Annotated in this window: 15 protein-coding genes and 1 pseudogene; 12 read left to right on the top strand and 4 right to left on the bottom strand. The window is 48.9% G+C overall.

The annotated features are described in order from the left end of the window. Positions 1-110: 110 nt before the first annotated feature. A complete protein-coding gene (gene rph / locus EDI28_RS17005; RefSeq protein ID WP_128785082.1) occupies positions 111-827 on the bottom strand; it encodes a ribonuclease PH in 717 nt (238 codons plus the stop codon). A gap of 255 nt (positions 828-1,082) precedes the next feature. Here rph and EDI28_RS17000 point away from each other — a divergent pair, with 255 nt between their 5' ends. The 7 genes from EDI28_RS17000 to EDI28_RS16970 all read left to right on the top strand — a co-directional run bounded on the left by EDI28_RS17000 (position 1,083) and on the right by EDI28_RS16970 (position 9,881). Then, positions 1,083-1,946, top strand: coding sequence for a YicC/YloC family endoribonuclease (locus tag EDI28_RS17000; RefSeq protein ID WP_128785081.1), 864 nt, complete (start codon positions 1,083-1,085; stop codon positions 1,944-1,946). 205 nt (positions 1,947-2,151) lie between these two features. After that, a complete protein-coding gene (gmk, locus tag EDI28_RS16995; protein WP_128785080.1) occupies positions 2,152-2,778 on the top strand; it encodes a guanylate kinase in 627 nt (208 codons plus the stop codon). A 50-nt stretch (positions 2,779-2,828) separates the two neighbouring features. Further along, on the top strand, positions 2,829-3,104 hold the full coding sequence (rpoZ, locus tag EDI28_RS16990; protein ID WP_036821454.1) for a DNA-directed RNA polymerase subunit omega: 276 nt from the start codon (positions 2,829-2,831) through the stop codon (positions 3,102-3,104). Between the two features lie 18 nt (positions 3,105-3,122). Then, on the top strand, positions 3,123-5,225 hold the full coding sequence (gene spoT, locus EDI28_RS16985; RefSeq protein WP_128785079.1) for a bifunctional GTP diphosphokinase/guanosine-3',5'-bis pyrophosphate 3'-pyrophosphohydrolase: 2,103 nt from the start codon (positions 3,123-3,125) through the stop codon (positions 5,223-5,225). Between the two features lie 98 nt (positions 5,226-5,323). Then, positions 5,324-6,034, top strand: coding sequence for a tRNA (guanosine(18)-2'-O)-methyltransferase TrmH (gene trmH / locus EDI28_RS16980; RefSeq protein ID WP_128785078.1), 711 nt, complete (start codon positions 5,324-5,326; stop codon positions 6,032-6,034). A gap of 17 nt (positions 6,035-6,051) precedes the next feature. Continuing rightward, the gene (gene recG, locus EDI28_RS16975; RefSeq protein ID WP_128785077.1) at positions 6,052-8,133 is read left to right on the top strand and encodes an ATP-dependent DNA helicase RecG; all 2,082 of its coding nucleotides are present in this window, start codon (positions 6,052-6,054) and stop codon (positions 8,131-8,133) included. A 377-nt stretch (positions 8,134-8,510) separates the two neighbouring features. Next, positions 8,511-9,881, top strand: a complete 1,371-nt coding sequence (locus EDI28_RS16970) for a uracil-xanthine permease family protein (RefSeq protein ID WP_128785076.1) — start codon at positions 8,511-8,513, stop codon at positions 9,879-9,881. A gap of 123 nt (positions 9,882-10,004) precedes the next feature. Here EDI28_RS16970 and envZ read toward each other — a convergent pair whose 3' ends face one another. Together envZ and ompR are read right to left on the bottom strand one after the other, a co-directional pair. Continuing rightward, on the bottom strand, positions 10,005-11,339 hold the full coding sequence (envZ, locus tag EDI28_RS16965) for a two-component system sensor histidine kinase EnvZ (protein WP_128785193.1): 1,335 nt from the start codon (positions 11,337-11,339) through the stop codon (positions 10,005-10,007). Positions 11,340-11,353: 14 nt separating this feature from the next. Next, positions 11,354-12,073, bottom strand: a complete 720-nt coding sequence (gene ompR / locus EDI28_RS16960; RefSeq protein WP_128785075.1) for an osmolarity response regulator transcription factor OmpR — start codon at positions 12,071-12,073, stop codon at positions 11,354-11,356. A gap of 426 nt (positions 12,074-12,499) precedes the next feature. Here ompR and EDI28_RS16955 point away from each other — a divergent pair, with 426 nt between their 5' ends. The 5 genes and pseudogenes from EDI28_RS16955 (at position 12,500) to EDI28_RS16940 (ending at position 18,553) form a co-directional block, all read left to right on the top strand. After that, the gene (locus EDI28_RS16955; RefSeq protein WP_128785074.1) at positions 12,500-13,543 is read left to right on the top strand and encodes an SGNH/GDSL hydrolase family protein; all 1,044 of its coding nucleotides are present in this window, start codon (positions 12,500-12,502) and stop codon (positions 13,541-13,543) included. Beyond that, positions 13,540-15,642, top strand: coding sequence for a methyl-accepting chemotaxis protein (locus EDI28_RS16950; RefSeq protein ID WP_128785073.1), 2,103 nt, complete (start codon positions 13,540-13,542; stop codon positions 15,640-15,642). Before EDI28_RS16955 ends, EDI28_RS16950 begins: the two co-directional genes overlap by 4 nt. 284 nt (positions 15,643-15,926) lie before the next feature. After that, positions 15,927-16,091: pseudogene (locus EDI28_RS16945) on the top strand (transcription elongation factor GreB); the annotation flags it as partial. Between the two features lie 556 nt (positions 16,092-16,647). Beyond that, on the top strand, positions 16,648-16,812 hold the full coding sequence (locus EDI28_RS27025; protein ID WP_164918583.1) for a hypothetical protein: 165 nt from the start codon (positions 16,648-16,650) through the stop codon (positions 16,810-16,812). An 85-nt stretch (positions 16,813-16,897) separates the two neighbouring features. Then, positions 16,898-18,553, top strand: a complete 1,656-nt coding sequence (locus EDI28_RS16940) for an anti-phage dCTP deaminase (protein ID WP_128785072.1) — start codon at positions 16,898-16,900, stop codon at positions 18,551-18,553. 104 nt (positions 18,554-18,657) lie between these two features. Here the strand turns inward: EDI28_RS16940 and EDI28_RS16935 are convergent, their stop codons facing one another. Continuing rightward, positions 18,658-21,546 carry a type I restriction endonuclease subunit R gene (locus EDI28_RS16935; RefSeq protein ID WP_128785071.1) on the bottom strand — a complete coding sequence of 963 codons (2,889 nt, stop codon included), beginning with the start codon at positions 21,544-21,546 and terminating at the stop codon, positions 18,658-18,660. Positions 21,547-21,613: the final 67 nt, after the last annotated feature.

The following is a 21,613-nucleotide window of genomic DNA, read 5'->3' as shown; positions in this document are numbered from 1 at the left end:
TCTCCTTTTTTTTCTATAGTTGTGCTGCTACACAGATTCCAAACCTTGCTGATTGACTGCATCACCAAAATTTAGACAAAAAAAAGCGACTCAATAGAGTCGCTCAATAATTAATTTTCCAACGCTCGCTTCTGAACGCCGATAATGTCGTCAATGCCGTCCTTTGCCAGGGCCAGCATTGCCAGTAATTCTTCGTGGCTAAAGGCCTCGCCCTCCGCGGTGCCCTGAATTTCGATCATCTTGCCTTCTTCGGTCATCACCACGTTCATGTCGGTCTCGGCAGCAGAATCTTCGACATATTCCAGATCACAGATTGGCTCGCCGTTATAGATGCCCACCGACACGGCAGCAACCATTCCCTTCAGCGGGCTTTCCTTAAGCAGACCTTTCTCGATCATATAGTTGATGGCATCAACCAGAGCAACCATCGCACCGGTAATCGATGCGGTACGGGTACCGCCATCCGCCTGGATAACATCACAGTCAACCGTGATCATCTGCTCGCCCAGCGCTTCCAAATCAACCGCAGCGCGAAGACTACGAGCGATCAGGCGCTGGATTTCCATGGTACGGCCGCCTTGCTTGCCGCTGGCAGCCTCACGGCGGTTACGCGAATGCGTTGCGCGCGGCAGCATACCGTATTCAGCCGTTACCCAACCCTGTCCTTTGCCTTTTAACCAGCGGGGTACATTTTCTTCTACACTTGCTGTACAGATCACTTTCGTATCGCCGAACTCGACTAATACTGAACCTTCAGCATGTGCTGTGAAATTACGAGTGATCGTAATAGGACGTACTTGACTGGTGCTTCTTCCGCTTGGACGCATCGGGACTTTACCTTTAGCTGGGCTACATTAACCGGCGATTATAGCCAGTTCTCAGACGCAGTGCACGTTAATCCCTATACTGCGGGTTGCGAAATAAAAGCCTAACGTAGCACTTCATTTCTTTTGTTCGGAATGGTGAGTATAATCAGCACTATCCGGTAACTACGCACCTATCCTTTCTATTTTGCTTCCTGCTTTATAGCCGTAAGCCTAATAAGTAGTTACATTCCATCATATAAAAAGGGCCATCAGCCAATGATCCATAGCATGACCGCCTATGCCCGTCGTGAAGTAAAAGGCGACTGGGGCACTGCCGTTTGGGAAATTCGTTCTGTCAATCAGCGTTATCTGGAAACGTACCTGCGTATGCCAGAACAATTCCGAGGCTTGGAACCTGTACTGCGCGAGCGCTTCCGCAAGCGCCTGGCCCGCGGAAAAGTGGAATGCAACCTGCGTTTTGAAGCCAATACCGCCGCCAACAGCGAACTGAGCATCAACGAAGATTTGGCCAAGCAGGTTATCAAAGCTGCCAAGTGGGTAAAAGAAACATCCGGCGAAGGCAATATCGGACCATTCCAAGTTCTGAACTGGCCTGGTGTAATGGAAGCTCCGGAGCAAGATCTGGATGCTATCAACAAAGATCTGCTGGCCGGTTTTGACGAGGCCATCAATGACTTCATCGCGGCACGTGCCAGCGAAGGCAAGAACATGAAGGATCTGATTGACCAGCGCCTGAAAGCCATCGCCATTGAAGCAGCGAAAGTCCGCCAACAAATGCCTGAAATCATCAGCTGGCAGCGTGAACGCCTGACAACCCGCTTTGAAGAGGCCAAAGTTGAGGTCGACCCAGGTCGTATCGAGCAGGAGCTGATCCTGATGGCACAAAAAAGCGATGTCGCTGAAGAGCTGGACCGCCTTGACTCCCATGTAAAAGAAACCCAGAAGATCATGAAAAAAGGCGGCGCCTGCGGCCGTCGTCTTGATTTCATGATGCAGGAGTTCAACCGCGAGTCGAATACCCTGGCCTCAAAGTCCATCAGCACCGATATCACCGCTTCGGCCGTTGAACTGAAAGTCTTGATTGAACAGATGCGCGAGCAGATCCAGAACATCGAATAGTCACAACTCGCGAGATAAAAAAGGCAGTGCGAACACTGCCTTTTTTGATAGCCTTCGTCGCACAGGCACAACGCCAAAATCCATCTAGGCTTAAGATTACGGCCATAGCGTTTGAAAAAGATGATTTTTCAGGCAATCAGATAATTTCAATTGTGCCCAGATCATGATAATCTGCGCGCCCTTCTATCACTGAGTGAAATAGGCAATGAGCAAAGGTACTCTATACATCGTGTCGGCTCCAAGTGGCGCTGGTAAATCAAGCTTGATTAACGCCCTTCTTGAAACAAATCCGACCTATGACATGAAAGTATCCGTATCCCACACCACACGCGGCATGCGCCCGGGTGAAGAACACGGTGTTCATTACAACTTCATTAGTGTCGAAGAATTTACTGATCTGGCAGAACAAGGTGCATTCCTTGAACATGCCGAAGTCTTTGGTAACTATTACGGGACCTCTCGTCCTTGGATTGAGGAACAGCTTAATAAAGGCATCGATGTCTTTTTGGATATCGACTGGCAGGGCGCGCGTCAAATCCGCAAACAAATGCCACAAGCCAAAAGCCTGTTCATTCTGCCTCCGTCAAAAGAGGAGCTGGAGCGTCGTCTAAACGCCCGCGGCCAGGACAGCGAAACCATTATTGCCCGTCGCATGCAGGAAGCACGTTCGGAAATCTCCCATTATGACGAGTACGATTATGTTATCGTCAATGATGATTTCGACGTTGCACTGATGGATTTTAAGGCCATTATTCGTGCAGAGCGATTGAAGCAAGACAAACAAGCTGCTAAATATAACAGCATGCTCAAAGCCCTACTGGCGGAACAGTAAGTATTTTTGTACAATTTTCCTTCTTTTATATATAACCACTGGAGTCCTCCATGGCACGCGTAACCGTTCAAGACGCTGTTGATAAAATTGGCAACCGTTTCGATCTGATCCAAATTGCTTCACGCCGCGCTCGTCAGATGCAAACTGGCGGTAAGGATCCACTGGTTCCGGAAGAAAACGATAAGTATACAGTGATCGCACTTCGTGAAATCGAAGAAGGCCTGATCACTAAAGATATCCTGGATGCTCGCGAGCGTCAGGAACTTCAAGAGCAAGAAGCAGCAGAGCTAGCAGCTGTTAGCGCTATTGCAGGCGACCACCGTTAATTCAGGGAACCGGGCGAATTGTATCTTTTTGATAGCCTGAAAGAAGTCGCAATCGAATACCTGCCTGAGTCTCAAATTGAGGCGCTCAGGCAGGCGTATCTCGTTGCGCGAGATGCCCACGAGGGGCAAACCCGCTCAAGCGGCGAACCATACATTATCCACCCGATTGCCGTAGCCCGCATCCTTGCGGAAATGCGCCTCGACTACGAGACGCTAATGGCAGCTCTGCTCCACGACGTTATCGAAGATACCGAGGTCACCAAAGACGATCTCGCCAGCCGTTTCGGCTCTACGGTAGCCGAGCTGGTCGACGGGGTATCGAAGCTGGATAAACTGAAGTTCCGCGATCGCAAAGAAGCGCAAGCCGAGAACTTCCGCAAGATGATCATGGCCATGGCCCATGATATCCGTGTCATTCTGATCAAGCTGGCTGACCGTACGCACAATATGCGTACCTTGGGCGCCCTGCGTCCGGACAAACGCCGCCGTATTGCCCGCGAGACATTGGAGATTTTCTCTCCGTTAGCCCACCGCCTAGGTATCCACAACATCAAAACCGAGCTTGAAGAGCTGGGCTTTGAAGCGCTGTACCCTAACCGCTATCGGGTACTGAAAGAAGTGGTGGCTTCTGCACGCGGCAACCGAAAAGAAATGATTAATAAGATCCACGCCGAAATCGAGGGACGTCTCGAGGATGCGGGGATTGAAGGCAAAGTATTGGGCCGCGAGAAAAACCTGTACTCCATCTACAACAAGATGAAGAACAAGGAGCAGCGTTTTCATTCGATCATGGACATCTACGCCTTCCGCGTACTGATCAAGGATCTGGATACCTGCTATCGCGTACTGGGGCAGGTACACAACCTGTACAAACCCCGCCCGAGCCGGATGAAAGACTATATCGCCATCCCCAAAGCCAATGGCTATCAGTCGCTGCACACCTCGCTGGTCGGCCCCCATGGAGTGCCGGTCGAAGTGCAGATCCGTACCGAAGATATGGATCAGATGGCAGACAAAGGGGTGGCGGCACACTGGACATACAAAGACGGTGAAAGCAGCGGCACGACCGCTCAGGTCAAAGCCCAGCGCTGGATGCAGAGCCTGCTGGAACTGCAGCAAAGCGCCGGCAGCTCATTTGAATTCATCGAAAACGTAAAATCAGATCTGTTCCCGGACGAGATCTACGTCTTCACGCCAAAGGGCCGGATTGTCGAGCTCCCTGTCGGGGCAACAGCCGTCGACTTTGCCTACGCGGTACATACCGATGTCGGTAATGCCTGCGTCGGGGCACGGGTCGAGCGCCAGCCTTACCCGCTGAGCAAACCGCTGAAAAACGGCCAAACCATTGATATCATCAGCGCACCGGGGGCACGTCCGAATGCTGCCTGGCTCAACTATGTGGTGACATCACGGGCACGGACCAAAATCCGTCAGGTGCTGAAAACCATGCGCAGGGAAGAGTCGATCACTCTTGGCCGCCGCCTGCTCAACCATGCACTGGGCGATCTGAGTATTGATCAAATTATTCCGGACAACCTGAATCAGGTTCTTGCCGACTTGCGCCTGGAAACCATGGACGACCTGCTGACCGATATTGGTCTGGGTGAATTGATGAGCGTGGTGATTGCACGGCGCCTTCTGGGCAATGCCGACGAACTGACAGCCAGAAAAACCGACCAGCGCCTGCCAATCCAAGGGGCTGACGGTATCTTGCTGACCTTTGCCAACTGCTGCCACCCAATCAATGGTGATCCGATCATGGCCCATGTCAGCCCGGGCAAGGGACTGGTGATCCACCGTGAAGAATGCGCCAACATTCGCGGCTATCAGAGAGAACCGGACAAATACATGCCGGTGGAATGGAGCGAAGACTTCGAACAGGAGTTCGTGACCAACCTGAAAGTCGACATGCAGAACCATCAGGGCGCATTGGCCGATCTGACCAATACCATTGCCGCAACTGGCTCCAATATCCAGGGGCTGGCCACCGAAGAAAAAGATGGCAGGCTATATACCATCACGGTGCGCCTGACGACCAAAGGGCGAATTCATCTGGCCAATATCATGCGCCGCATCCGGGTTATGCCGAATGTCGTCCGCGTATCCCGCCAGAAGAACTAATTGCTAACAGGGCTGACTGGTCAATCCAGCATTTCCTATACTGAACATAAACGCCCGTTTTCGGGCGTTTTCTTTATTAAAGAAAGACAAAGAACACTATGACTCCCGATCGTTTTCAACGTATTCAATCTGTCCTGGCCACTCGCCAGCCAGATCTGACGGTATGCATGGAAGAAGTGCATAAACCCAATAATGTCTCCGCGATTATCCGTACTGCCGATGCGGTCGGCGTACACAAAGTCCATGCCGTCTGGCCAAAAGACGGCATGCGCGTACTGAGCCATACCTCAGCGGGCGCCCGTAACTGGGTCGAGCTCGAAACCCATGACAACATGGTCAATGCCGTCAATGCCCTGAAAGAGCAAGGCATGCAGGTACTGGCAACCAACCTATCAGACAGCGCGATTGATTTTCGTGATGTGGATTACACCAAGCCCACTGCCATTATCCTTGGCGGGGAAAAAAATGGGATCACACCTGAAGCCCTTGCCCTGGCCGATCAGGACATCATCATTCCGATGGTAGGTATGGTACAGTCGTTGAATGTCTCGGTTGCCAGCGCCCTTATTTTGTACGAGGCCCAGCGTCAGCGCCAGATTGCGGGGATGTACGACCTGGAAAAAACCCAGCTGTCTGACGAGGTTGTTCACCGTATCTTGTTTGAACGCGGCCACCCGGTACTGGCTAAAGTCGCCCGCCGCAAAGGACTACCGTACCCACCGCTGGACGAGCAGGGGCAAATCGCCGCAGATAATGAGTGGTGGAGCATCATGCAGGCGACAGAACCGAAAAAGAAACCTAAGAAATAGCACAATCAGGAATAGCGATGAGCGGAAAACTACTTGATACCATAGCCCTGACCGAACTAGCCGGGGTTGGTGCAAAAATGGCAGAAAAGCTGGAGAAAATAGGCCTGAGCACTGTTCAGGATCTGCTTTTTCATCTTCCGCTCCGCTATGAAGACCGTACCCGGATCTGGCCGATAGCCAATGCCATGCCCGGCCAGCACCTGACCATTCAGGGGGAAGTGCTAAATAGCAGTATCAGCTTTGGCAAACGGCGGATGCTGACGGTAAAGATCAGCGATAACAGCGGCTCGGCCACCCTGCGTTTTTTCAACTTCAATGCGGCGATGAAAAATAGTCTCAGTGAAGGCAAGCAGGTAAAAGCCTATGGCGAGCTAAAACGCGGCAAGTTCGGGCTGGAAATTATTCATCCGGATTACAAAGTCTTTTCCGAACCCACCGAACTCAGCGTCGAGGAAACACTCACGCCGGTCTACCCCACGACCGACGGCCTCCGCCAGCTAACCTTGCGTAACCTGACCGATCAGGCCCTAAACCTGCTCGACAAGGCAGCAGTCAGTGAGCTGTTGCCTGACGGACTGTACGATCGCCAGATGACGCTAGCACAGGCACTGCATATCATGCACCGCCCGACACCGGATGTCTCCCTCGACCAGCTTGAAGAAGGCAAACATCCGGCCCAGCACCGGCTGATCCTCGAAGAGCTGCTGGCACAGAACCTGTCGATGCTGGCAGTGCGCAGCAAGAGCCAGCAGCATGATGCCTGGTCGCTGCCTGCCTGCGATACGTTGAAAAAAAAGCTTCTCGATAGCCTGCCATTTAGCCCGACCGGGGCCCAGCAGCGGGTGGTAACCGATATCGAAACCGATCTTGCCAAATCACATCCGATGATGAGACTGGTGCAGGGGGATGTCGGCTCGGGCAAGACCCTGGTTGCAGCTCTTGCGGCCCTGCGGGCGATTGAGCACGGCTACCAGGTTGCATTGATGGCACCGACCGAACTGCTGGCCGAACAACACGCCATTAACTTTGCCAACTGGCTCAACCCGATGGATATCCAGGTCGGTTGGCTGGCCGGCAAACTCAAGGGCAAGGCCCGGAACACGGAGTTGGCGCGCATTGAAAGCGGTGAAGCAAAAATGGTGGTCGGCACCCATGCTCTTTTTCAGGAGCAAGTGGTGTTTGATAATCTGGCGCTGGTCATCATTGATGAGCAACATCGGTTTGGCGTCCACCAACGTCTGGAACTGCGCGAAAAAGGGGCCAATGAGGGCCGCTACCCACACCAGCTTATCATGACGGCCACCCCGATCCCGCGTACGCTGGCAATGACGGCTTATGCCGATCTCGAAACCTCAGTTATCGATGAACTACCACCGGGTAGAACCCCGATCCAGACCGTGGCACTGCCCGACTCCCGCCGAGCCGAAATTATCGAACGGATCCGCCGCGCCTGCCTCAGCGAAGGCAGACAGGCATATTGGGTCTGCACCCTGATAGACGAATCCGAGGTCCTTGAGGCCCAAGCCGCTTCCGATACTGCCGACGAGCTAACCGCGCAGCTTCCCGAGCTCAATATCGGACTCGTGCACGGCCGAATGAAACCGGCCGAAAAACAAGCGGTAATGAAACGCTTCAAAGACGGCGAGCTGCACCTGCTGGTTGCCACCACCGTAATTGAAGTCGGGGTTGATGTTCCCAATGCCAGCCTGATGATCATTGAAAATCCCGAGCGTCTTGGCCTGGCACAGCTACACCAGCTGCGCGGGCGGGTTGGCCGGGGAAATATTGCCAGCCATTGTGTCCTGCTCTACCATGCGCCGCTCTCTAAGACTGCCCAAAAACGCCTCGGCGTACTGCGTGAGAGCAGCGACGGATTTGTGATTGCCCAACGCGATCTGGAAATTCGCGGGCCGGGAGAACTGCTGGGAACCAAGCAGACCGGTATTGCCGAATTCAAAGTCGCCGATCTGGTTCGTGACCAGCACCTGATCCCTCAGGTGCAAAAAATGGCCCGCTATGTCCACGACCGTTACCCGGACAACGCCAAGGCGATCATTGACCGCTGGCTGGGACAGCGCGAGAACTACTCAAACGCATAACCACTTCGACAATTCAGTCAGGAAAGGTAAATGCCTACCTTTCTGACTGAACGCAATCGCTTCGCTGACAACATAATTTTTTACTGTGATCTAGGCAGCCAAGGAATAATAGTGCTTCTGGCACATTCCTTTCGTTTTCACCCATCTAACCTCTATTCCCTACTCAAGCAAAAATAATCTTAACCAAATAGCGCAATCGTTTGCTATTTACAGAAAGATAATTAAAATAGCGCACAAATTTCACCCACTTTCACTTCTCCCGGTGTCGGCTTGGATCTGAGTAACAGCAATCACAGAACTATCCAGCTTTCACGCGACGGTGCCCATTCAGCGCACCAGAAAGGGAAACAGAAGTAAGCCCAAGGAATAAGACGGCCATGACCCGCCCGCATAGCGATATCGAAACACCGCGAAATTCTGATCTGATCTATCGTTTGGAAGATAGACCGCCACTGCCGCAAACCCTGTTTGCTGCTACCCAGCATTTATTGGCGATGTTTGTTGCAGTGATCACCCCCTCGCTGATCATCTGCCAGGCACTTGGCGTTCCAGCCAGCGATACCAATACCATCGTCAGCATGTCTCTGTTTGCCTCGGGGCTGGCCTCGTTTATCCAGATCCGTACCTTTGGTCCTGTCGGCTCTGGATTGCTCTCAATTCAAGGAACCAGCTTTAACTTTCTCGGTCCGATCATTGGTGCCGGCCTGTCGCTAAAAGCGGGCGGTGCAGATCTCCCCACCATGATGGCTGCCATTTTCGGTACAATCTTAGTCGCCTCGCTGACCGAGGTCTTTATCTCCCGCGTCCTCCAGCATGCCCAGCGTGTTATCACTCCGCTGGTCTCCGGTATTGTGGTTACCCTGATAGGCCTGACTCTGATCCAGATTGGCCTGACATCAATGGGCGGCGGCTATGCCGCGATTGAAAACGGTAGCTTCGGCAGCCTGGACAACCTGATGCTGGCCGGTACCGTACTTGGCCTAATCGTACTGCTAAACCGGGTGAAGAATCCGTACCTGCGCGTCTCATCTATTGTTATCGCAATGGCGGCAGGAACTTTGCTGGCCTGGCTGAACGGTATGCTCGATACATCACGGGCTGCTGAGACGGAGCTGATTGCCATCCCGCTGCCAATGCAATACGGCCTCGGCTTTGACTGGTCGCTGCTGATCCCGCTGGTGATTGTCTTTGCCATTACCTCGCTGGAAGCTATCGGTGATATTACCGCGACCTCGGAGACCTCAGAGCAACCTGTTGCCGGTCCGGTTTACATGAAGCGCATTAAAGGCGGAGTCCTGGCTGACGGTATCAACTCGGCACTGGCCTCGGTATTGAACAGTTTTCCCAACTCAACCTTCAGCCAGAATAACGGCATCATCCAGCTCACCGGTGTTGCCAGCCGCTATATCGGCTACTTCGTTGCCGGAATGCTGGTCCTGCTCGGCCTGTTCCCGGGCGTCGCGAATCTGGTCCAACTGATCCCGGAACCGGTTTTGGGCGGCGCAACCATCGTGATGTTCGGCACCATTGCCGCATCGGGTGTGCGTATTATTTCCCGCTGCGAGCTCGACCGCCGTGCCATTCTGATCATGGCGCTGTCATTCTCAATGGGATTGGGGATTGCCCAGAAACCGGAAATCCTCCAGTTCATGCCGGAATGGATTAAAAGCATCTTGTCTTCGGGTATGGCGGCAGGCGGTATCACTGCGATTATACTGAATCTGGTGTTACCCGAAGAGAACAAATAACGCGGGCAATGCCGTTAACAGCATGACGACAGGCAAAATCAAAAAAGCGAGAGCCAAGGCTCTCGCTTTTGTTTTGCTTTTCCTCTAAAAACCGAGGTTATAGAAACTCGCAGCTACGATGTACTACTTCTTGTTCGCTACCAGCGACAAGCTAACCTGCACCTTCAGACCGCCGGCACTACGGTTGGTCACCTGAATCGCGCCATCGTGCTGGTCAATGATCCGCTTCACGATCGCCAGACCGAGGCCGGTCCCTTCAGCCTCACTGCCACGTGCCGAGTCACCCCGGGTCAGCGGCTGAAACATCTTGGCCACCTGATCCGGTTCAATTCCGGGGCCATCATCCTCGACACAGAACCACACGGTTTTGCGATCAGCAGTCACGCCACTGGATATCTTCACCCAGCCATTGCCATAGCGGATCGCGTTCACGACCAGGTTGGCTACCGAACGCTTGATCGCAACCGCATTGGCACGGACGATACCGGGAATATCACCAAGCTCGAGTTCAATCTCACGCTCGTAGCCCCCTTCGGCTTCAGCCACTTCCTGCAACAAGATATTCAAATCAAGATCTTCTTCTTCCAGCTGCTTGGTCGACTTCAGATAGTCCATAAACTGGCTGATGATCTCGTTACATTCCTCGGTATCCTTAATCATGCTCTCGGCCAGATAACCGTCTTCCGGCGACATCATTTCAGTTGCCAGACGGATCCGGGTCAGCGGAGTGCGCAAGTCATGGCTCACTCCGGCCAGCAGCAACGCACGGTCATCTTCCAGCTGTTTAATTCCTTCGGACATCCGGTTAAACGACTTGGTCACGGCCCGAATTTCCGATGCTCCTTTTTCCGGCAAGTGCGGCGGGGTTTCACCACGGGCCACCTGCAGTGCCGCCTGCTCCAGCGCCACCAGCGGCCGATTCTGGATCCGAATAAAGAGCCAGCCTCCGGCAATCACCATAAAGGCAATGATCAGGCTGTAATGAAACAGAGGCGAGAAATCCTCTTCCTGCAGTTCCGACAACGGGATCCGCATAAAGTAACCCGGCATCGCATCACACTGCATCCACAAAACATAACTCTCAGCACCGAGTACCAACCGCACTTCGGTCGGTGCGCCGAGCTCACGGCTCATCTCCTCGCTGAGATACTCTATCTTGGTAGCTTGCTGATATTCCTTGAGCTCAGGGCTGTCTTCGAAGTGCAGCGTGACGCCCAGCTGCTCCAGCAACTGGCGACGCACCGGGGGATCGATGTGAAAGGTATTGCCGTCAGCCAGCTCGACATCATCTTCGAGCATTAGCCGAACTTCATAGGCCAGAATACGATTGAACTGCTGCAGACTGGGCAACAGAGCGTAATTGAGTACCGCCAAATACGAAAAAATCTGGCTGGCAATTAGCAAGCCAGCCAGAAGAATAAGTGTACGGGTAAATGTGCTGCGCGGTGACATCCGCATCATCGTTATCTCACTTAGGCATCACTGCCATCGGGCACGAAGACGTAACCTAACCCCCACACCGTCTGGATATAACGAGGGCGGCTCGGATCTTCTTCTACCATCCTGCGCAAACGGGAAATCTGCACATCAATCGAACGCTCCATGGCCGAATATTCACGACCACGTGCCATGTTCATCAGCTTATCACGGGACATCGGTTCGCGCGCATTGGTCACCAAGGCTTTGAGCACCGCAAACTCCCCGGAGGTCAGCGGCATTGCTTCTTCGCCACGGAACATCTCACGGGTGCCCAGATTTAATCGGAAATCGCCGAACTCGATAATTTTGCTATCGATACTCGGTGCGCCAGGCGCTTCTATGGTCTGGCGACGCAGCACGGCACGGATCCGGGCCAGCAACTCACGCGGATTAAAAGGTTTCGGCAGATAATCATCAGCCCCCACCTCAAGGCCGACAATACGGTCAACTTCATCACCTTTGGCAGTCAACATCAGGATTGGCAGCATATTATTGGCATTGCGTAACCGACGACAAATCGACAGGCCGTCTTCACCCGGCAGCATCAAATCAAGCACCATCAGATGAAAAGTCTCACGGGATAACAAGCGGTCCATCTGCTCACCATTAGCCACACTACGTACCTGGAAACCCTGTTCCGACAAGTAGCGCTCCAGCAATGCGCGCAGGCGCATGTCATCATCAACAACCAGAATCTTGTAATTTTCCTGCATATCTCACCTTACCTGCATCGACAATATCATCGAAATCTATTCTCATCTTACTCGACAACAGCAGCTAGACGCTGAACAGTGCTGCTAAATCATACCCCAAATTGTTACAGAGTATGTCGCATGTTTACTAACTCAGCTAAAAGGTGCGAATTCGATCTTATTTCCACCGCCACAAGCGTATTCAAGACGATAACGAGTCAAACCTGACTCATAAGTCAAAAATATCAATCATCACTCATTGATATATTTGATAATAAAAATACTTGCCATATAATCCGATCGATTCAACTATTTGCATTGCGCCAATATGAACAGACAAAGAATGCAGTACAACTGTTTTAACCAGCGTTCGGGTAATAATCATACCTCTCAAACATAATGCAAATTCATTCCCCCCATTAAGTCAAACATACGAATAAGTAAAATATGAATAAAATTACATTACCTACTCTTCTTGCACTTTTTCCTCTTAGCCTTCACGCCGCGGATTTTAATGCGATATCGAACTTCGGGGACAGCCTGTCCGATATGGGTAACAAGCACCTCATCACCGTCGACCTGAACCAGGCAACGTCAGGAAATATCGGCATTCGTGCCTTGGAGCCTAATTTCAACGGGCACTTCAGCAACGGGCCGGTCTGGACGGAATATCTCGCCAGCTTTCTCGCCATGCCGGCACCAACCCGTGCTCATGGCAACATTGAAAGTACTGTCATCCTGAAAAACCAAGACGGCAAGCAGGTGACCTATCATTATCAGGATCAGGCACTGCCGGGCACCAACTGGGCGGTCGGCGGAGCCATGTCCGGCAAGGGCCACTTCATCGACATTGATGCCACCAACGGTTTCACCGCCGAATCCGGTCTTGACGTGCTGGCCAACAGCGGTCAGCAAATTCAGCAGCGTGTCATCAACAAAGGCCGCTTCAACGGCAGCGAACTGGTCAGCTATATGAGCGGTACCAATAATTTGTGGTTCACCCTGTTCGGTGATCTCAACCAGACCGGCGACAAGGCGGCAGCCTATGCCCTTGCAGATGTGGAAGCCTTGATCGATGCAGGGGCCAAACAGGTCCTAGCTGCAAATATTCCAAACTTTGTCGATGCACCGTGGTTTACCGGCCAGCAGGACAAGACGACGCAATTCATTCAGTCGCACAACCAGGCATTAAAAACTGGGCTAAAGCTGCTGGCAGCAGCCCATCCTGATACCGACATTTTCTACTTTGATACCTATGCCCTGTTCAGCAAAGTGATCAACGAAGTAAAACAAAACGGTCAATACCATGATGACAAGCTGGCTATCACCATTAACGATGTCAGCGGTGAAGCCTATAGCTATGCCACCGGCAAGGTTATCGACCAGCCAAACAACAACCTGTTCTGGGACGGCCTTCACCCGACAACAGCAATGCATAAAGTCATTGCCAAGGGTGCCGCCGATCTCGTCAAGAACGGAACCCCATTATGATTTCACTCAAATCGATACGCCATCAAATCATTATCGGTGCGGCAAGCTGCCTGTTTATCTCGCTCGCCGCGGTACTTGTGGTCGGGCTGAAATACTCCAACCAGCTAAAGGAGATGGTCCACAGCAAAACCTATAACTTTGCCGACAGTACACTGACCGAACTGCTGGAGGAGACGAGTAAGTACCATTCAGAACAGATCCAAACCCAGCTATCTGTCGCGATGAACTCCGCGGAGGCCATGGCCAGTGTCATATCCGGAATGGCAAGCGGTCCCGATGGGCAGAACAAGCCGAGCCGGGAGAACCTGTCATTAATGGTCCGCGATCTACTGGCTGGCAACCAGAAGTTCCTCGGCGCCTATATTGCTTTTGAACCCGATGCCTGGGATGGCAAAGATGCGGTCTATGAAGCCATTGACGGCAAAGGCCAGTTCAACGTCTACTGGACACGTGGCAGCGACAACCAGCTCAAGCCTTCCTCGGTCGACTCCGATCGCTTTTACCTGCGGGATAAAACCAAAACAGGCACCCGCGTCAGTGAATGGTATCTCTGTCCGCTTGAAACAGGACGCAGCTGCCTGATCGACCCCTGGGCATACGATGTGCAGGGCAAGCAGGTACTCATGGCCAACCTGGTCACCCCGATCAAAACTAACGGCCGCACTATCGGCATGCTCGGTATCGATTTGTCGGTTAACTTTATCAACGAACTGGCACTGAAGCTTCAACGCGACAAGTTCGGTCCGAACTCCCATGTCAGCATTATTACTTACCGTGGGGTTGTTGCGGGTGACACCGATCCGGTTTCCCCGCTAGGCGAAGTACTGTCTGACTGGAGCCAGCGCAAGACCCAGTTTCAGGCCGGAAATCAAACCTGGAACTCAACGGAGGAATTCTCCAGCCTGGTAACACCGATTAAGGTCGGCAATACCGATATGCCTTGGATGTTATGGATATCAGTCCCGAAAGCGGAGCTATTACAAGACATCAATGCCCTGCAGAACGAGCTGGAATCATCATTCAAAGATTTCCTGAACAGCCAACTGCTTGCCGGCGTCTTGATTTCTTTCCTTGCACTCGCCTTGCTTTATTTTCTGGCCAAACGAATTTCCACCCCGATCCAGCAGGTGGTTAACATCGTTCAGCAGCTTGGTCAGGCTGGTGGCGATCTCACCTATCGGCTCGATGTAACAAGAGCTGATGAAACCGGGGCTCTGATGAACGGCCTGAACACGCTGATGGCCTCGCTACAGGGAATGATCCGGGATATTGCAGGCTCAGTTGATAACCTGAAGATGTCGGCACATCGCTCTGCCGGGATCGCAGAGACATCACACCTAGGTGTGCAGCAGCAGCGTCAGGAGCTGGAGCAGGTCGCGACGGCTATTAATGAAATGGCCTGTACCGCGAGTGAAGTCGCCAATAATGTGGCCAGCACGGCTAGCTCGGTAGAAGAAGCGAATCAGGCCATTACCCGCTGCGGCGATGTGGTGAATGAAAGCGCGGGCATGATCAACCAGCTTGGCCAGGAGATGGAACGTTCTACGGAAACCATTGTTGAACTGGAAACCCAAAGCCATCAGATCAGCAGTATCCTTGAGGTGATCCGCAGCATTTCCGACCAAACCAATTTACTGGCCCTGAACGCAGCAATTGAAGCCGCGCGCGCTGGCGAACATGGCCGTGGATTTGCCGTTGTTGCTGACGAGGTGCGTCAGCTGGCCTCCAAGACCCAGAACTCTACCGAAGAAATTCAGCAGATGATTGACCGTTTCCAAAGCCAGATACAGCTAACCGTCGAGGCCATCTCCAATGGCCAGACTTATAGCCGTAACAGCATCGAAAGCAGCAAAACGGCGGTCATGGAGCTTGAGGCGCTGATGGCAACCACCTCGACCATGCAGGAAATGGTGTGCCAGATAGCGACAGCTGCCGAGGAGCAGCACCAGGTGACGGAAGATATTAACCGCAACATCAGTGCGATCACCGATATTACCGTCAAGGCCGCCGAGAGTGCGAAAACCTCCAGCCAGGAAGCACAAGGCATGCTGACCCAGACCGGTGATGTAGAAGACAAACTAAACAAGTTCAAATACTAGCGCATATTTGAAATACATATTGAAGGCAAGACGGGCAGAAAGCCCCTCTTGCCTTCAATTATTATCTTCCGCATTGTTCACCTCTTTCTGTCCATCTTTTTCTATCTATCCCTTCCTTCTTAATTCCTTTCGACCTAGCTATTCCTACCTCGTTTTTTCTGCCACCGCTTCCTCGGCAGCAGTCGAATATTGACGAAACGGTAGCAATTACAATGGCAAATATTGACGCCACCGGAAAAGCATAAGAAGATTTATCCAGCCCAAAACCAAATTCGGACTCAACGATGAAAACCAATCTAATCACGCGCGAGGGGTATACCAAGCTCAGAAACGAGCTCGATTACCTCTGGAAGGAAGAACGGCCCGAAGTGACCAAGAAGGTAACCTGGGCAGCCAGCCTCGGCGATCGCAGCGAGAATGCCGACTTTCACTTAGAACCTTACAATAGATACTAAAGAGATTAAAATATTGATTTTTATTGTTTTTTACATGGTATGTATACTATTAACGCATACTATTCAAAACGATCAACTAAGAAGTGCCACCTCCTCTATTCATACTGCCAAAGCTAATACAAGAGGCTATGACATTTAATTAGTAATCATCTTAATACCACTACGCAGCAAACCAGCAAACCAGCAAACCAGCAAACCAGCAAACCAGCAAACCAGCAAACCAGCAAACCAGTGTTTTAAAACAATAGCTGACGATGAAAGTTGTCTAGCTACTTCAAATTTCTCATATATGACGTAGATTTGTGACGTCCTATGGATATAATCAAACCATGAGGTGTATAAAGCTTGAACTGATAGTATGTCACTTCTAAAATTATATGTACTGGCGTTTTTTGATAGAACAGTTAACCGGCTGAATCAAAAAGACAGCATAAATAGCAACTAAATACTACATATTTAAAGGATTAATGTGTTCACCTTTTTCTGACACAAAGCTTATTGACCTGGATAACTTTGTAAGTAAAATGTGCGCTCTACAAGAGGATACGTAATGGTTGTCAATTTTCAAACTAACTCAAAAAGTGCATCAACTAGAGAACAATCTAGCTCTCAAGATAGCTCAAAAGTTTACTCATTGAAGGCATACTCTGATAAGCGTGTCACAAAAAAAGCAGAGCAAAATATTTTGCGCCGAGTTGCAAAACAAACTTGGTAAGATTACTGTAAAATCCCCTTAAAAATAAACTGTTAGTGTAGTAGAGTCCGTAGAAAAGTGATTATTCTTATGAGACTCTATTACAATGGCAGCAGCAGAACAAAAGAAAGCAGACCTCCAACCTCCTGTTTCCAAATCATCTTCATCTTCAACAACGAAAAACGCAACTAGCTTAATAGCTAAACGTCAAGCTAAAGACATTGTTATAGGCTTTTGTGGTCCAGTTGGATCCGGTGTCAATAGCCTACGCACCTCTCTTGAAGAAGTTTTGACTGAATCAAATTATGAAATTGAACATGTTCATATCAGTTCAATTATGAAAAACTTTAAAGAAGCATCTTCAGTTTTGTCATCAGATCCAGACGCATATAACCGCTACATAGAACATCAGAATCTTGGTAATTCGCTTCGAGAAAAATATAACAATGCGATCCTTGCTGAAGCAGCTATAGCTCACATCACAAAGCATAGAGAAGAAAGCCTGATTGTAGGCTCTCCCAAAAGTGATACCTCAGAGGACACTGAAGCAGATATTGACGAAAAACCCAGATCTAATGTAAGAGTTGCATATCTTATAGACCAATTAAAAAATCCTGCTGAAATTGAGTTGCTTCGACTTGTTTACCAACATAATTTTTACCTTATAGGGACAATCCGCTCTGAACAAGAAAGAAAAAGAAACCTTCGAGATGAGGGAATAGATAAAAGTAAAATTGATGACTTGATACATCGAGATAGAAAAGGAGATGGAAAATCAGGGCAGCATACTGAAAAGACTATCTTGGATGCAGACTTTTTTATAAAAAATAATCAAAGTCACAAAACTGAACTTAAGAAAAAGTTACTTAGATTTATAAAATTAATTCATGGTACAAATGGTATTAGCCCAACAGTTAATGAAAAAGGGATGTATGCTGCCTTTAGTGCTTCATTGCAGTCAGCTTGCCTATCAAGGCAAGTAGGTGCATCTATTGTTGATGAGAAAGGCGATGTTTTAGTCACAGGTAGAAATGATGTCCCTAAATTTGGGGGGGGACTGTATTTATTTGAAGATGAAGATAAAGACTATCGCTGTGTCCATAAAGGAGGTAAGTGCTACAACGATTTTCACAAAAAGAATATTCGTAAAAAAGTAGCAAGCATCCTAACGAAAGAGCTTAAGGCTATTAGCAAAGGAAAAAGTCTTGATACCGGAACGTCTGCTTCCGATATGTTTAATAAAGATGCTATCGACAAAATAGCTGATAAGATCCACTCAGATACACCAATCGGTTCATTGATTGAATACTCAAGAGCAATACATGCAGAAATGGACGCAATAACTTCACTTGCTCGCCGTGATGGTTCTTCAACACTAAACAAAACTCTATACAGTACTACATATCCTTGCCATAACTGTGCTAGGCATATTGTTGCTGCTGGTATTAACAATGTTTTTTATATCGAGCCATATGATAAAAGTCTAGCTTTAGATCTTCATGATGATGCAATCACTGAACATTCTGAAAGAAATAAAGTTGTATTTCAAACATTTGAAGGGATTTCCCCTAGGCGTTATCAAAAGTTTTTCTTTGCTCCGTATGACAGGAAAGATAAAAATACTGGAAATGCGCTTATGAACTCTGCCGCCGGTAAATATCAAATAGATGTCCAGCTTATTGAAGGATATAGAGAATACGAAGACCGCATTTGTGCTGATTTCATATCAAAGACCAGCATAAACTCATATAACAAGGAGTAATGCAAACTCATAAAGGAGTCCGAAAATATGACTCCTTTATTGACCATTCTCAACCGACCTGATGATAAGTTTAAGCTTCTAATACACTTTATGGAAATTAACTGTTAAAACCCACCAATAAACGTATCGACAAACCCTTTAAATTTCTCAGTAAGCCGTCCTACAATCTTCTTGCGCTGCAGTATTGTCGGCTTGATTTGCAGTGTTCCAGCAAAATCATCACGTAGTGGCATCTCTTCACTTAACTCGTAACGATTGACCAAAATTTTGAGTTTATCGGTATCCAGGTTTTCCTCTGATGCCATCTGATCTAAGGCTTCACGCTTTTCTTTTTCCCAGAAATACTCAAACTCTTCCTCAACATCAGAGTGGGCGGGGATTCCTTCAAGATGTTCATTCATGAACTTTTCAATCAGTGCTTTCTTACTCAGCAATGTTGGGTCAGAACTGATTAGGTTTGCGATAACCTGGCGTTTACGCTCTTTTTCGTCCGCACTCTCTTCTTCGTGCAGCTCACGGAGTAAATGAAGAATGTATCCAACATTAACTTCATCACGATGCATTAACTCAAGCTCGAAATCGACATCATCTAGTATTGATACCTTCTCTTTGGTTGAGTTCTCGCGTAACTGACGATTTAGATCAGCATATTTGCTAGTAAAGTCCTGAAACTCTTGAGCACTCATCGCGGTAGAGTCCATATCGAAATCGGCAAAATTGCCTAGCATGTTTTTAAGGCGCATCAACTCACGGAATTGCCTTACAAACAAAGCTTGAGCTTCTTCATCAGGGAGGTCATCTACAGAATCTACTGTTGGTGTAATTGCCATTAATGCATCGTAAGCTTTATCGAAGTCAGCTAACAGAACCTCAAACGGTGGAACTACAATCGACTCATTTGGCTGCTTGTTTGAGAACAGCGTGAAAGCATCATCAGCCGCTTTCTTTAAGTTACGAAAACACACCACATTACCGTGAGATTTCGTTTCATCTAACAAACGGTTAGTTCTTGAGAACGCTTGGATTAGCCCGTGGTTCTTCAGGTTTTTATCTACGTATAAGGTATTGAGCTTCGGTGCATCAAACCCTGTTAAGAACATATTCACCACTAGAAGAATATCAATCTCCTTGGCTTTAACTCGTTTGGATATATTCTTGTAGTAGTTATAGAAAGACTCACTATCATTCGTCGTGTAGCTAGTGCCAAACATTTGGTTGTAGTCGCCTATGAAAGACTCTAACTTGTCTCGGCTGTGCAGCTTTACTGTTTGAGCATCATTAAGATACTTTGCAGCGGCTTCTTTTACGTCACTCGCTTCGCCATTACCTAACTCATACTCTTCTTCTTCGTTCGCTTCATAACTGAAGATGGTCGCAATCTTAAGGTTATGCTTTCCTTCTGCCTTCTTTTTAGCAAGCAATTCGTAGTATTGAACTAACTCTGGCACACCAGATACGCAGAACATTGCATTGTAGTCACCGCTATGCGTCTTTCGACGGTGATGGGCAATGATGTAATCGGATATCTTATCTAGGCGGGCAGGAGAGCTTAGAAGCTCTTTGGTATCGATATCTTCGACTTCAATATCAAGATTATTGTTAGAACCATCTTTGTACTGGTAACGACCAACGTACTCGATAGCAAATTTAAGTACGTTATTATCTCGGATAGCATCAACTATCACATACGGGTGTAGGCACTCACCAAAAAGGTCTTTGGTGGTTTTCTTGATTGAATTCTTAGCCACTGCGTTTTCAGCAAAGATAGGCGTACCAGTGAAACCAAATAACTGAGCCCCCTTAAAGAACTGGGTGATATTTTGGTGTGTATCTCCAAACTGGCTACGATGACACTCATCAAAAATGAAGACAATGCGCTTATTTTGCAAGGCTTCCATTTCATTCAGATAGCGCTTTTTAGTCACAACGTTATTGAGCTTTTGCAACGTAGTGACGACTAGTTTGGTATTGCGGCTTTCGTTAACTTTTTTGCCTTTTATCGGCTTATCCAATAGCTGATGAAAGAGCATACTTGTGTTGTCCGTACTATCCACACAGCCTTTAGCAAAGGCATTAAACTCCAATGCTGTTTGGTAATCGAGATCTTTACGGTCTACCACAAACACGACTTTGTCCACCTCATTGAGTGAAGTCATAATCTGCGCCGCTTTAAATGAGGTCAGCGTTTTACCTGAACCCGTGGTATGCCATATGTAGCCATTCAAGTCCGTTGTTTTGACTCGGTTAATAATCGCTTCTACTGCGTAGAACTGATATGGACGCAGAACCATTAAGAGCTTACCCGTCTCATTCAAGACAATGTATTTGGTAAGCATGGCCGTTAAGTGTGAAGTGGTTAGGAAAGCACTGGCAAAGTTTGAGAGCTGACTGATTTTCTTGTTATCAAAGTCAGTCCAGTCAAAAGTCTGCTTGGATGACATCTCACTATTGTTGGAGAAATACTGAGTATTCACACCGTTGGAGATAACAAACAGTTGGATGTAGTTAAACAAACCATGATTGGCGTGATAAGAGTGCTTTTGATAGCGTTTAACCTGATTAAATGCCTCTTTTAGCTCAATACCGCGACGCTTCAGCTCGATTTGCACCAGTGGCAAACCATTGACCAAAATAGTCACATCGTAGCGGTTGGTATACACGCCCTTTACTGTAATTTGCTGGGCTACCTGAAAGTGGTTTTTACTGACATCATCAAACAACAACGTGATATGGCGGCTATCTCCATCATCTAGCGTAACATCAAGCTGATCACGTAATATCTTCGCTTTCGTGAAGATATTACCTTTCTCTAGCTTACCCAATACCTGACGAAACTCGGTGTCAGAAAGTACGCACTCATTGACCTTCTCAAGTTGAGTTTTCAGGTTCGCTTCAAGTGCCGCGTTATCCTTTAGTTGGATAACCTCAAAACCTTGAACCGAAAGTTGGGTAATTAAATTATCTTCTAGTTGTTGTTCAGATTGATAAGCCATATGACGAATTATTTTCCTAGACTACTTTTGCACAGAGCCCCTAGTACAAGGACTCTGTGTGAATATG

The organism is Photobacterium chitinilyticum (genome assembly GCF_004104355.1).
Taxonomy (GTDB): domain Bacteria; phylum Pseudomonadota; class Gammaproteobacteria; order Enterobacterales; family Vibrionaceae; genus Photobacterium; species Photobacterium chitinilyticum.
Note: the sequence above shows the minus strand (reverse complement) of the source record. Positions and strands in the feature narration are given on the sequence as shown.